15 protein-coding genes are annotated in these 12,795 nt (G+C 68.6%); 12 read left to right on the top strand and 3 right to left on the bottom strand.

Annotated elements, in window-relative coordinates; translation table 11 throughout:
* The first annotated feature begins 40 nt into the window (after window positions 1-40).
* Complete coding sequence (gene fabG, locus AC1DWT_RS14615; protein WP_206013288.1) at window positions 41-799, top strand: 3-oxoacyl-ACP reductase FabG; 759 nt, start codon at window positions 41-43, stop codon at window positions 797-799.
* Window positions 800-802: 3 nt separating this feature from the next.
* Window positions 803-1,792 carry an NADPH:quinone oxidoreductase family protein gene (locus tag AC1DWT_RS14610; protein ID WP_206013286.1) on the top strand — a complete coding sequence of 330 codons (990 nt, stop codon included), beginning with the start codon at window positions 803-805 and terminating at the stop codon, window positions 1,790-1,792.
* Here AC1DWT_RS14610 and AC1DWT_RS14605 read toward each other — a convergent pair.
* Window positions 1,789-2,247, bottom strand: a complete 459-nt coding sequence (locus AC1DWT_RS14605) for an SRPBCC family protein (RefSeq protein ID WP_072947722.1) — start codon at window positions 2,245-2,247, stop codon at window positions 1,789-1,791. The genes AC1DWT_RS14610 and AC1DWT_RS14605 overlap by 4 nt on opposite strands.
* A gap of 119 nt (window positions 2,248-2,366) precedes the next feature.
* On the opposite strand from AC1DWT_RS14605, the gene AC1DWT_RS14600 reads away from it, so the two are divergent.
* From AC1DWT_RS14600 to AC1DWT_RS14585, 4 genes are all read left to right on the top strand, one after another.
* The gene (locus tag AC1DWT_RS14600; RefSeq protein ID WP_072947725.1) at window positions 2,367-2,987 is read left to right on the top strand and encodes a TetR/AcrR family transcriptional regulator; all 621 of its coding nucleotides are present in this window, start codon (window positions 2,367-2,369) and stop codon (window positions 2,985-2,987) included.
* 99 nt (window positions 2,988-3,086) lie between these two features.
* A complete protein-coding gene (locus AC1DWT_RS14595; RefSeq protein ID WP_206013284.1) occupies window positions 3,087-4,298 on the top strand; it encodes an acyl-CoA dehydrogenase family protein in 1,212 nt (403 codons plus the stop codon).
* Window positions 4,295-5,320, top strand: a complete 1,026-nt coding sequence (locus AC1DWT_RS14590) for a phosphotransferase family protein (RefSeq protein ID WP_095862396.1) — start codon at window positions 4,295-4,297, stop codon at window positions 5,318-5,320. Before AC1DWT_RS14595 ends, AC1DWT_RS14590 begins: the two co-directional genes overlap by 4 nt.
* Window positions 5,317-6,054, top strand: a complete 738-nt coding sequence (locus AC1DWT_RS14585) for an SDR family NAD(P)-dependent oxidoreductase (RefSeq protein WP_206013283.1) — start codon at window positions 5,317-5,319, stop codon at window positions 6,052-6,054. Before AC1DWT_RS14590 ends, AC1DWT_RS14585 begins: the two co-directional genes overlap by 4 nt.
* Here AC1DWT_RS14585 and AC1DWT_RS14580 read toward each other — a convergent pair.
* Window positions 6,051-6,602 (bottom strand): ribulose-1,5-bisphosphate carboxylase/oxygenase large subunit, encoded by a 552-nt coding sequence (locus AC1DWT_RS14580; protein WP_072947736.1) that lies wholly within the window; start codon window positions 6,600-6,602, stop codon window positions 6,051-6,053. The two genes, AC1DWT_RS14585 and AC1DWT_RS14580, sit on opposite strands and share 4 nt — an antisense overlap.
* Before the next feature lie 94 nt (window positions 6,603-6,696).
* Here AC1DWT_RS14580 and AC1DWT_RS14575 point away from each other — a divergent pair, with 94 nt between their 5' ends.
* The 6 genes from AC1DWT_RS14575 to AC1DWT_RS14550 are packed head-to-tail and all read left to right on the top strand — an operon-like array spanning window position 6,697 to window position 10,507.
* Complete coding sequence (locus tag AC1DWT_RS14575; RefSeq protein WP_206013281.1) at window positions 6,697-7,203, top strand: methylated-DNA--[protein]-cysteine S-methyltransferase; 507 nt, start codon at window positions 6,697-6,699, stop codon at window positions 7,201-7,203.
* Window positions 7,200-7,691, top strand: a complete 492-nt coding sequence (locus AC1DWT_RS14570) for an RNA polymerase sigma factor (protein ID WP_206013279.1) — start codon at window positions 7,200-7,202, stop codon at window positions 7,689-7,691. Before AC1DWT_RS14575 ends, AC1DWT_RS14570 begins: the two co-directional genes overlap by 4 nt.
* A complete protein-coding gene (locus tag AC1DWT_RS14565) occupies window positions 7,688-8,290 on the top strand; it encodes a methylated-DNA--[protein]-cysteine S-methyltransferase (RefSeq protein WP_206013277.1) in 603 nt (200 codons plus the stop codon). Before AC1DWT_RS14570 ends, AC1DWT_RS14565 begins: the two co-directional genes overlap by 4 nt.
* Window positions 8,287-8,997, top strand: coding sequence for a 2OG-Fe(II) oxygenase (locus AC1DWT_RS14560; protein WP_095862401.1), 711 nt, complete (start codon window positions 8,287-8,289; stop codon window positions 8,995-8,997). Before AC1DWT_RS14565 ends, AC1DWT_RS14560 begins: the two co-directional genes overlap by 4 nt.
* Before the next feature lie 5 nt (window positions 8,998-9,002).
* The gene (locus tag AC1DWT_RS14555; protein WP_095862729.1) at window positions 9,003-9,659 is read left to right on the top strand and encodes an alpha-ketoglutarate-dependent dioxygenase AlkB family protein; all 657 of its coding nucleotides are present in this window, start codon (window positions 9,003-9,005) and stop codon (window positions 9,657-9,659) included.
* On the top strand, window positions 9,656-10,507 hold the full coding sequence (locus AC1DWT_RS14550; RefSeq protein WP_206013275.1) for a DNA-3-methyladenine glycosylase family protein: 852 nt from the start codon (window positions 9,656-9,658) through the stop codon (window positions 10,505-10,507). The genes AC1DWT_RS14555 and AC1DWT_RS14550 overlap by 4 nt, the downstream gene beginning before the upstream one ends.
* Here the strand turns inward: AC1DWT_RS14550 and AC1DWT_RS14545 are convergent.
* Window positions 10,504-12,726: an MMPL family transporter gene (locus AC1DWT_RS14545; RefSeq protein ID WP_206013274.1), complete on the bottom strand. Its 2,223-nt coding sequence runs from the start codon at window positions 12,724-12,726 to the stop codon at window positions 10,504-10,506. The genes AC1DWT_RS14550 and AC1DWT_RS14545 overlap by 4 nt on opposite strands.
* Window positions 12,727-12,795: the final 69 nt, after the last annotated feature.

Genomic DNA, 12,795 nt, shown 5'->3' with positions numbered 1-12,795 from the left:
ACCGTACGAAGACCGAGAACAACCAGCATGGAGGAAACAAGTGAGCCAGGAACGTAGAACCGCCATCGTCACCGGGTCCGCCAGGGGCATCGGCGCCGCCGTCGCGAAGCGGCTGGCGAGCGACGGGTACGCCGTCGCCGTGCTCGACCTCGACGAGGCAGCATGTGCCGGCACCGTCGACGCGATCAAGGCCGCGGGCGGCGAAGCCCTGGCCGTGGGCGCGAACGTCGCCGACGAGGCGTCCGTTGCCGCGGCAGTCGAACGGGTGGCGAATGAACTGGGCGCCCCGACGATCCTGATCAACAACGCCGGAATCACCCGCGACAACCTGCTGTTCAAGATGACCGTCGACGACTGGGATGCCGTGATGAACGTGCACCTGCGTGGCGCGTTCCTGATGTCGCGGGCCGTGCAGAAGCACATGGTGGACGCCAAGTTCGGCCGGATCGTGAACCTGTCGAGCACGTCCGCGCTCGGCAACCGCGGGCAGGTCAACTACTCCGCCGCGAAGGCGGGTATGCAGGGCTTCACCAAGACCCTGGCGTTCGAACTCGGCAAGTTCGGTGTCACCGCAAACGCGATCGCCCCCGGGTTCATCGAGACGGAGATGACTGCCGCGACCGCCGAGCGGGTGGGTGTCGGCTTCGAGGACTTCAAGAAGGCGGCGGCGTCGCAGATCCCCGTCAACCGTGTCGGGCAGCCCGAGGACATCGCGCACACCGCGTCGTTCTTCGTCAGCGAGGGCGCCGGATTCGTGTCGGGTCAGGTTGTCTACGTCGCCGGTGGACCGAAGGACTGATCGATGAAGGCGTGGCGTGTACACGAACTGGGTCAGCCGCGGGACGTCCTGACGTTCGAGGACATCCCCGACCTCGAGCCGAAGCCCGGAGAGTTGCTGGTCAAGGTGCTCTCCGCGGCCGCCAACTTCCCGGATGTGCTGTTGTGCCGCGGTGAGTACCAGATCAAGCCGCCGCTTCCGTTCACTCCCGGTGTGGAGCTGTGCGGCGAGGTGGTGGAGCTGGGGGAGGGCGTCACCGGGTTCGCCGTCGGCGAGCGGGTGATCGGCATGCCGAGCCTGCCGAACGGCGGATTCGCGGAGCTGGCCGTCATGTCGGCGGCCACCGCGTTCCCCGCCCCGGAGGCCCTCGACGACGCCGAAGCGTCGGCACTGTCGATCGGGTACCAGACGGGATGGTTTGCGCTGCACCGCAGAACGCAGATCCAGCCCGGCGAAACCCTGCTCGTCCAGGCCGCGGCAGGTGGTGTGGGCAGCGCGGCCGTGCAACTGGGCAAGGCGGCAGGCGCCAAGGTGATCGGCGTCGTCGGCGGGCCCGAGAAGGCGGCCTACACGCGGGAACTCGGTGCCGACCTCGTCATCGACCGGCACAGCGAGGACTTCGTCCAGGCCGTGAAGGACTTCACGGACGGCCGCGGTGCGGACGTCGTGTTCGATCCGGTGGGCGGCGACTCCTACACGAAGTCGACCAAATGCATCGCGTTCGAGGGGCGCATCATCGTGATCGGGTTCGCGAGTGGCACCATCCCGTCACCCGGGCTGAACCACGCGCTGATCAAGAACTACTCGATCATCGGGCTGCACTGGGGTCTGTACAACGCCTACGACCCCGCCGCCATCCGGGAGTGTCACGACGAGCTGACGAGGATGACGGCGGCCAGCGAGATCAAACCGATGATCAGCGAGCGACTCGGGCTCACCGACGTCGCGGACGGCATCGGACGCCTCGGCGAGGGGACGACGGTCGGACGGCTGGCGTTCCTGCCCGGACGCTAGCGGGCGCGCTTCGCGTACAGCTCCTCGAGGTTGTGCCGCAGGGTGGCCTCGGTGTTCTTCACGGCCGTTTCGACGAACGGTTCGACGATGAGACCGAGGGCCCTGCCGGTGAGACCGCCGGGGAGTTTGTACGCGAAGTCCACGCTGATCTCGGTCTTGTCCTCACCGTGCGCGGTGAACTCCCAGGTGGAGGAGTTGGCGGCGCCGTCGAGCGACGCCAGGGTGATGACCCGGTCCTGCACCCACTCGGTGACCTCGAGGCGGGAGCGCAGGGTGCTCGGGCCGATGTGTATCGCGGCGTCGAATGTCGACTCCAGCCCCTGGTCGAATTCGCCGATCGGACGGAATTCCGAGACTCCGAACATCCAGTCGGGGACCGTCCGGTAGTCGTCGATGTACGCGAATGCCACGTGGAGGGGCACGGCTGCGATCGCGGAGTGACGGACGTGGATCATCGGGTGGTCCCTGGCTCTCTGTCGGAGAAGGCTGTCGATCTGGGCGACCTCGTTCGACTCTAGTCAACTCCCGCGACCACGGCAGGGGAGCGGCGGGTTCCTGTTCTACCGTAGGACCCATGACGGTAGAGGGCACCCAGCGCGGCAGTTCGTGGCGTGAGTACACCGACCAGGGGTTGTCGAAGGTTCTGGCCGCGGCGCTGGCGGCGTTCGTCGAGAAGGGCTACGACGGCGCGTCGATCCGTGAGATCGCATCGCGGGCCGGCCTCTCGGTCCCCGGTCTCTATCACCATTACCCCTCCAAGCAGGCGTTGCTGGTGGGGCTGACGAATGTCGTGATGCGGGATCTCCTCGATCGCAGTCGCGCGGCGGTGTCCGAGGCGGGCCCGACGCCGGGGGAGCGGTTCGACGCGGTCATCGAGTCGTTGCTGCGGTTCCACATGTTCCGCCGGGAACAGGCCTTCGTCGCGTCCCGTGAGACGCGGAGCATGGAACCGGAGAGCAGGCGGGCGTACATCGCGCTGCGCGACGAGCAGCAGGAGATGCTCGACGACATCGTCCGGGACGGGGTTGCGGCCGGGCATTTCCGGACACCGTTCCCGCAGGACGCGAGCCGCGCCGTGGTCACCATGTGCGTCGCGGTGTCCACCTGGTACCGCGAGGACGGGCCGTTGTCGCCCGACGAACTGGTCGAGCGGTACCTGGCGATCGCGAGGAGTGCCGTCGGCACATCCGACTGAGGCTTGACCCCGTTCCGAACCTGTGGGATTCTCGGGAACGACTTCGACCGAGCGAGTGATCGGTCGGTACCGGAGTCGCCGTACTGACTGGAGGTAGTTGTGGCGATCGATCTGTCCTATGCACCCGAGGTGACCGCACTCGTCGAGAAGACCGAGGCGTTCATCCGCGAAGTCGTGCTGCCCATCGAGGACGAGCACGGCGGCGACATCACCGCCGCCGGTGGCGACACCCTGCGCGTGCAGATGCAGAAGGCGGCCAAGGACGCCGGAGTCTTCGCCCCGCACGCACCCGTCGAGTACGGCGGGCACGGCCTGAACATGACCGACCGCGCGCCCGTCTTCGAGGCCGCCGGCTACTCGCTGTTCGGCCCGACGGCACTGAACATCGGCGCACCCGACGAGGGCAACGTCCACATGCTCGCGCACATCGCGAGCCCCGAGCAGAAGGAGCGGTTCCTCGCCCCGCTCGCGAACGGCGACGTGCGGTCGGCGTTCGCCATGACCGAGCCGTCGCCCGGAGCCGGCTCCGACCCGTCCGCGCTGACCACGCGCGCCGAGAAGGTGCCGGGCGGGTGGAAGATCAACGGCCACAAGTACTTCATCACCGGAGCCGACGGCGCCGGATTCTTCATCATCTTCGCTCGCACGTCCGGCGTGCCCGGCGACCGCGGCGGCGCCACGATGTTCCTCACGCCGGCCGACGCGGAGGGGCTGACGGTGGGGCGTCACATCGACACCCTCGACCGGGCGATGATCGGCGGGCACTGCGAGGTGTTCTTCGAGGATCTGTTCGTCCCCGACAGCGGGGTTCTCGGCGAGGTGGACCAGGGATTCGCGTACGCGCAGGTCCGGCTCGGGCCCGCCCGGATGACGCACGTCATGCGCTGGCTGGGCGCCGCGCGCCGCGGCCACGACGTCGCCGTGGCGCACGTCGCGCAGCGTGACGGTTTCGGCGGCAAGCTGGGCGATCTCGGCATGGTCCAGAAGATGATCGCGGACAACGAGATCGACATCGCCGCCACCCGGGCGCTGCTGACGCGGGCCTGCTGGGAACTCGATCAGGGCGGCCACGCGAGCAACTCGACCTCGATCGCGAAGACCTACGCCGCGGAGGCGATCTTCCGGATCGTCGACAACTCCGTGCAGATGTGCGGCGGCCTCGGGGTGTCCGGCGACCTGCCACTCGCACGGCTGTCCCGTGAGGTGCGGCCGTTCCGCGTGTACGACGGCCCGTCCGAGGTGCATCGCTGGGCCATTGCCAAGCGCGTGGTGGGTGCCGCGAAGAAGGCCGCGCGGGAGGCAGGCGCATGAGTGAACATCGCGGCCTCGATCTCGTTGCTCTGCAGAAGTTCCTGTCCGACTCGAATGTCCCTCTGAATGGCGAGTTGCGGGCCGACCTGATCTCGGGCGGCAAGTCCAACCTCACGTACGCCATTCTCGACGACTCCTCGCGGTGGGTGCTGCGAAGGCCGCCCACCGCGGGGCTCACACCCTCCGCGCACGACGTGGCCCGCGAGTTCCGCATCACCTCGGCGCTGCAGGGCACCGACGTGCCGGTCGCCGCGACCGTCGCGCTGTGTGAGGACGACAGCGTGATGGGCGCGCCGTTCACCGTGGTGGAACACGTGACGGGCCAGGTGATCCGGACCAAATCGGACCTCGATGCTCTGTCCGACGCGGACATCGATTCGTGCACCGACGAACTTGTCCGCGTGCTCGGCGCGTTGCACAACGTCGACTACGACGCCGTCGGCCTGGGTCAGCTCGGCCGCGCGGACGGCTACGTGGCCCGGCAGGTGAAGCTGTGGGCGAGTCAGTGGGGGCGGGTGAAGACGACGGATTCCGCCGACGTCGACCGCCTGCATGCCGCACTGGCCGAGTCGATTCCGCAGCAGTCGGAGTCGTCGATCGTGCACGGCGACTACCGCATCGACAACACGATCCTGGCGCCCGGTGACGTGAGCACCGTGGCGGCGGTCGTGGATTGGGAACTCTCGACCCTCGGTGACCCGCTCACCGACGTCGCTCTGATGTGCGTCTACCGGCATCCGGCTCTCGACCTGGTGCTCGGCGAACCGGCGGCGTGGACGAGCCCGCGACTGCCGTCGGCCGACGATCTGGCGCAGCGCTACACCGTGGCGTCGGGGCGTGAACTGGTGCACTGGAACTTCTATCTGGCGCTCGCGAACTTCAAACTCGCCGTCATCGCCGAGGGCATCAACCACCGCTACCGGGCCGGCGCCACCGTCGGTGACGGTTTCGACAAGGCAGGCGACGCGGTGCCCGAATTCATCGCGGCGGGCCTGCGCGCCCTGAAAGGACAGACGGTATGAGCCGCAGCGCACTGATCACCGGTGCCTCGCGTGGCATCGGACTCGGCATCGCCACCCGCCTCGCGGAGCAGGGGTACGGGCTGACGATCACGGCTCGCGATCGTGAGCGGCTCGAAGCGGTGGGCGCCGACCTGCGGACCGCAGGCGCGAAGGACGTCGTCGTGGTCGCCGGGGATCTCGCCGACGAGGAATCGGCGGGACGGGTCGTCGAGGCGCACGCCGACGCCTTCGGTTCGCTGAACGCACTGGTACTCAACGCCGGGGTGGGTACCGCCGGCGCCATCGGCGAATTCCCGATGCGCCGATTCGACAAGAGCCTGGGCGTCAACCTGCGGGCGCCGTTCAGCCTGCTGCAGCAGTCGCTGCCTCTGCTCCGGACCGGTGCGGCGGAGAACCCGGGACGCGGATCCAAGGTCGTCGCCCTGGCATCGATCACCGGCGTGTACGCCGAGGCAGGGCTTGCCGTCTACGGGGCCACCAAGGCCGCGCTGATCTCGCTCACCGAGACGCTGAACGTGGAGGAGTCGTGCAACGGGATCTCCGCGACCGCCCTCGCCCCGGCGTACGTCGACACCGACATGGCCGCGTGGACGCACGACACGATTCCGCCCGAGACGATGATCGAGGTGAACGACATCGTCGAACTCGTCGACGCCCTGCTGCGGCTGTCCTCGCGCGCGGTGGTCCCGAAGATCGTCGTCGGACGGGCCGGAACGGACGGCTACCGCGCCTAGTCCTCGTCTTCCTGCGCCTCGCCGCGCTTGCGGAAGAACTTGAACCCGGGGACGCCCTGGATCGCCTGACGCACCCCCTGGACCTCCTCGAGGAGCTGGTGGATCTCCGGCGACACGGTGTCGAGGGTCGCCAGGATCGGCAGTAGCCCCTCCATGCGCATCGTCAGCTCGGGCAGGTGGTTCACCAACCCGATCGCGGCGTGAATCTCCTCCTCGGTGAGGTCGTCGACGAACCGCTGCGCGAGTGGGGCGGCCTTCGTCGCGAGCGGCTCGTACAGGCCGATCAGCGTCTGCGCCGACGCGGACGTGTTCCCCGCCGTGGCGACGACGGTGGCCGCCGCTTCCGCAACCCCGTTCGCCCGCGCCACCGCGATCTCGGCGCCGTCGCAGATCGCCTCGATGCGGGCGATCAGTGCCTCGACCTGGTCCAGGAGGACACCGATCCGGCCGGGAAGGGAGACGACGAGTTCAGCGGTGTCCACCGACCACCGGGCGACACCGGTGACGGTACGCACCAGGTCGCGGGTGCCGAGTTGTACGAGAGCCATCGGCCCATCCTGCCTGATGTATTCCGCACCTCACGTTTCGGTCGTGGCAGACGTCTACCTTCCAGAGGCCCGTACACCTGGAAGGATTGGCACCGTGAATGCCGACCGAGCAGCACACACTGTCATCGATTCGCCGATTGGCCCCCTGACGCTGGTGAGCGTCGACGGGGTGCTGAGCGGCATCTACATGGTCGAACACCGGCATCAGCCGAATCCCGCGACGTTCGGCGACCGCGACACCGCAGGGTTCGACGAGGCAACCACCCAGCTCGCCGAATACTTCGACGGCCGGCGGACCGACTTCACCGTCCCGCTCGCTGCGCGGGGCACCCCGTTCCAGAAACGAGTGTGGGACGCTCTGCGCACCATCCCGTACGGCGACACCTGGACGTACGGTCAGCTGGCCGATTCCCTCGGCACTCCGACCGCGGTTCGCGCGGTGGCGACGGCGAACGGCAGGAATCCGATCAGCATCATCATCCCGTGTCACCGGGTGATCGGGAGCAACGGCAGCCTGACGGGGTATGCGGGCGGTCTCGACCGCAAACGGTTCCTGCTCGAACGCGAAGCGGAACGGGCGGGGCTCCGGCTGAGCCGATGACGCTGAAGCCGTTCGAAGACGTCGTGGCCGAGCACGGCCGGACGGTCCTGCGGGTCTGCCGGGCCGTGGTCGGTCCGGTGGACGCCGAGGACGCCTGGTCGGAGACGTTCATCGCCGCGATGCGCGCGTACCCCGATCTGGGTCCGGAGAGCAACGTCGAGGCGTGGCTGGTGACGATCGCGCACCGGAAGGCGCTCGACCACATCCGTGCGCGCGACCGGCGGCCCGTCCCCACCGACGAACTGCCGGAGCAGACGACCGACCGCGGACTTCCCGGCGGCCAGGACCCGGAGTTGTGGAAGGCGGTCGGTGCCCTGCCGATGAAGCAGCGGGCGGCGGTGGCGTATCACTACCTGGCAGGGCTGCCGTATACCGAGATCGCGGTGATCCTGGGCAACTCCCCGGCCGCGTCGCGGCGGGCGGCCGCGGACGGCGTTGCGGCGCTACGCAAGACCCTCTCGATCTCTGTGAGTGGAGACATCACATGAACATGCCCGACATCGTCTACGCCCTGTACCCGTTGGACTCCCCGGTCGAGCAGAAACTGCGTGAGCGTCTCGCCGCCGCCGCCGCCGAAGCCGGGCTCCTCGACGTCGCGTACCGGACACTCGACACCCCGGTCGGTTCGCTGCTGCTCGCCGCCACCGATCGCGGGCTGGTGCGGGTCGCCTTCCCCAGCCAGGATCACGACGCCGTGCTGCAGACCCTCGCCGAGCAGATCAGTCCCCGGATCCTGCGCGCACCGGCCCGGCTCGACCGGGTCGCCCACGAGATCGACGAATACTTCCTCGGCAGGCGCACGAGCTTCGACGTCCCGCTGGACTTCCGGCTGTCCAAGGGATTCCGGCTCGAGGTGCTGCGCCATCTCCCCGATATCGACTACGGGCACACCGCCAGTTACGCGGCGGTCGCAGTCGCCGCGGGCAGTCCGAAAGCGGTGCGCGCGGTCGGCACCGCGTGTGCGCTGAATCCGCTGCCCGTCGTGGTGCCCTGCCACCGGGTGGTCCGCAGCGACGGCAGCATGGGCCAGTACGCCGGTGGGCCGGAGGCCAAGTCGATTCTGCTGACCTTGGAGGCGGCGGCATGACCACCGTGACGCAGCGCGTGAACGCTCTGAATTGGCCGACGCTGCACGCCGAGACCGACGCCGCGGGGTGCGCGCAATCGGAGCAGATCCTGACCGCCGAGGAATGCGGGCAGATCGCGGACATGTACGAGGAGGTCGACCGTTTCCGGTCCACCGTGGACATGGCCCGGCACCGCTTCGGCTCGGGACAGTACCGGTACTTCGACTATCCGTTACCGGAGGTCGTGGCCGAACTCCGCGCCGCCTTCTACCCGAAACTGCTTCCCGTGGCACGGGACTGGGCGGTCAAGCTGAGGCAGCCGTCGCCGTGGCCGGACACCCTGGACGAATGGCTGGACATGTGCCACGACGCCGGTCAGAAGCGGGCGACGCCGATCCTGCTCAGCTACCGGGCGAACGACTGGAACGCGCTGCACCGCGACCTCTACGGCGACCTGGTGTTCCCGTTGCAGGTGGTGATCGGGCTCGACCGACCGGGGGTGGATCACGAGGGCGGCGAGTTCATGCTCGTCGAGCAGCGACCCCGCGCCCAGTCGCGAGGAACGGTGACGACGCTGCGGCAGGGTCACGCGCTGATCTTCACCACCCGGGACCGTCCCGTGCGCTCGACCCGCGGTTGGTCGACGGGGCCGGTACGGCACGGCGTCAGCACCATCAGACGCGGCACCCGCCGGACCCTCGGCCTGGTCCTGCACGACGCGGAGTGACCGTGATGTCCGCCTTGATACCCCGACCCCGGACCGTGGTGGCGCCCGGCGCCGTCCGCGTCCCCGACTGGCTCACGCCGGAGGAGCAACGCCACCTGGTGGCCGAATGCCGGCGCTGGGCCACCGCGCCGGTCCCGATGCGGGCCGCGCAACTGCCGACGGGACACCGCATGTCGGTGCAGACGGTGTGCCTCGGCTGGCACTGGAAGCCGTACTCCTATTCGCGCACCGCCGACGACGCGGGCGGTGGGCGCGTCGCGCCGCTACCCGACTGGCTGGTCGAACTCGGCCGGCGGGCGGTCGGCGACGCCTACGGGGAGCCCGCCGCCGGGTACACGCCCGATGCCGCGCTGATCAACTTCTACGACGACGCCGCGAAGATGGGCATGCACCAGGACAAGGAGGAACGATCCGATGCGCCCGTGGTGTCGTTGAGCATCGGCGACACGTGCACGTTCCGGTTCGGGAACACCGCCACCCGCACCAAGCCGTACACCGACGTCGAACTGCTGTCCGGCGACCTGTTCGTGTTCGGCGGCGAGTCGCGCTTCGCGTATCACGGTGTGCCGAAAGTGCTTCCCGGCACGAGTGATCCGGGCTGCGGGTTGACCACGGGGCGACTGAACATCACGCTGCGGGTGACGGGACTCGTGGACACATGAGAGTGCGACTGCCGTATCGGGGTCCGTTCACCCACGCACCGCTGTGGGGTGCGCTCCGCGCGCACACCGTGGCCGGGCTCGAGTGGCACGACCCCGACGGAACCCACACCCGGGTGCTGGACGGGCCGCACGGGCCCGCGCTGGTGTCCGTTCACGTGCGACCCGCCGGCGGGTATGTCGAGGCGCACCTGACACCGGCGCACCGCGACGACGTTGAGGCACTGACCGCCACGGTCCGGCGCTGGCTCGACCTCGACGCGGATCCGCTGCCGATCGACGCCGCGTTGAGCCGCCACCCGCAGCTTGCTCCGCTCGTGGCGCAACGGCCGGGACTGCGGCGCCTGGGGAGCGTGGACGGGTTCGAGACGGCGGTCCTGACCGTTCTCGGACAACAGGTTTCGCTGGCCGCTGCCCGGACGTTCGGCAGCCGGCTCGTGGCCGCGTACGGCCTTCCGGTCCACGACGGGTTCTTCGCGTTCCCCGAACCGGAGACGCTGGCGGCGCTCGCACCCGAACAGTTCCGCTCGACCCTCGGTCTCACCGGGGCCCGGGCCCGGACGGTGCTCTCACTCGCCGAGGCCGCGTCGAACGGACTGCGCCTCGGCGCGGACACCGACCCGGCCGAGTTCCGGGCCGGTCTGCTCGCGCTGCCCGGCATCGGTCCGTGGACGGCGGACTATCTGACGGTGCGGGTACTGGGCGACCCGGACGCGTTCACACCCGACGACCTCGTCCTCAAACGGGCGCTGGGGGTCAAGACCGGCAGACAGGCTGCGGAACTCGCCGAGGCGTGGCGGCCCTGGCGGGCGTACGCCCTGTTCCACCTGTGGACGGCTGAGGCGTATTAGTCCTTGGCCTTCGCCAGCGCCGACGGCCACCAGATCTTCTTGCCGATGTCGTGGGAGAGCGCTGGGACGAGAATGCTGCGCACGACGATCGTGTCGAGCAGCACGCCGAACGCGACCGCGAACCCGACCTCGGCGAGGAACACCAGCGGTAGCACACCGAGGACCGCGAACGTCGCGGCGAGCACGACACCGGCCGACGTGATGACCCCACCGGTCACCGCCAGACCGCGCAGCACACCGGATTTGGTGCCGTGTTCCTCGGTTTCCTCGCGGACCCGCGTCATCAGGAAGATGTTGTAGTCGATGCCGAGGGCCACCAGGAACACGAACGCGAACAGCGGGAACGCGGGATCCGCGTTCGCGAAATGGAAGACATGGGTGAAGAAGAGCCCGCACACCCCGAGCGTGGCCGCGAACGACAGGACCACGGTGGCGATGAGGATGATCGGCGTGAGCAGCGCGCGGAGTAGGAGGGACAGCACGACGAAGATGACGACGAGAACGATCGGGATGATCAGGTTCCGGTCGTGCACCGACGCCGTCTGCACGTCGAGAGTGGTTGCCGTGCTGCCACCGACGAGCGCGTCGGCGCCGGGCACGGCGTGTGCCGCGTCCCGCAGTCGTTTCACCGTCTCGAGAGCTTCCGGCGAATCGTACGAGTCGGCGAGGGTCACGTTGACGACCATTCGCCCGTCGATCGGTGCGGCGGTGAGGAAGTCGGGTGCGCACCCCTGTCCGGCCGCCGAAGCCACCGCCGCCGGGTTCGACTTGACGAGGGCGGACAGCTTCTCGACATCGACCTGCGGGCACACCGCGCCGGGATCCGTCGACACACCTTCCACGCCGCTCACGGCTGCGATGACCGCGTTCGTCTGATCGGCGTTGGTGACGATGACGGCGGGTGCGCCGGCGCCCGGATCGAATTTGGAGTCGTACAACTCCTGGCCGACGACGGCGTCCGGCCGGTTGGTGAAGTTCTCCGAAGAGGACAGCCCGTCCGTCTTCAGGCTGCCGATGCCGACCAGGAACAGCACGGCCAGCAGCACCGTCGTCCCGATCCAGAGGGAGCGGTCCTTGCTTCCGACCTGGGCGGCGATCTTGCCCCACAGACCGTGCGTGGTGAGGTCGGCGGCCTCGTCCACCTTCGGTTTCCGCGGCCAGAACACCCACCGTCCCGCCGCGGACAGCGCCACCGGCAGGAACGTCATCATCACGAGGTACGTGCACGCGATGCCGATCGCGGCGACCGGACCGAGGCTCTTGTTGGAGTTCAGTTCGGAAAACGTCAGGCACAGCAGACCGAGGATGACGGTGACCGCCGACGCCGTGATGGCAGGGGCGGATTCCTTCCAGGCCTTGATCATGGCGTCGAACCGGCTGGGATAGAAGTGCAGTTCTTCCCGATAGCGGGAGATCAGGAGCAGCGCATAGTCGGTGCCCGCCCCGATCACGAGGACGAACAGGATGCCCTGACTCTGCCCGGTGAGCGTGAGCACCTCGGCCTTGGCCAGGAAGTAGATGACCATCGACGCCAGACCGAGCGCGAGCAGGGCCGAGAAGAGCGGGAAGAACCACAGCACCGGGGAGCGGTACACCACCAGCAGGATGAGGACCACCACGAGCAGGGCCGCGCCCAGCAGGGCGCCGTCGAGACCGGCGAACGCGTCGATGAACGCCACCAGCAGACCGCCGGGACCGGCGGGGAGCACCTCGAGCCCGGTGGCCGCGCTCTTCGCGGCGGTGAGGACGTTCTCCTCGGTGGCGGCGAGCACGTCACCGGCGACCGCCGTGCCGTCCTCCTTCGCGACGAGGGGAACGAAGATTGACGCCGTGGTGCCGTCCTCCGAGAACTGCGGCTGCGACATGCCTTCGGCGTCGACGCCGTCGACGGCCGCGATGGCGTCGTGCGCCTGAGCGACGGCCGCCTTGTCCTGGTCGGTGAGCGGTGCGTCGCTGTGGAACAGCACGAAACCGGGGATGGTTTCGACGGTGAGGAACTTGGACGATTCGTTGGTGACGATCGTCGATTCGGCGGAACTCGACAGGTAGGCGGCGTTGTCGTTCTTCTGGACCTCGGTGAGCTTCCCCTGGAAGGTCCCCCCGAATCCGCCCGCGAAGAACGCGACGATCGCGATGGCCACGATGGTGAACGCGGGCCAGCGAAATCTGCGCGACTTCTCGCCGCTCGTGCTCGAGTCCGTCGAATCCAACTTCGTCATGGGTTCTCCTTCGCCGCCCCCGCCAGCAGTGCGTCCCAGTACACCATGCCGAGCGCACCCACGACACCG

The organism is Rhodococcus sp. P4_B6 (assembly GCF_056402215.1).
This window is presented reverse-complemented; position numbering and strand designations above follow the sequence as displayed.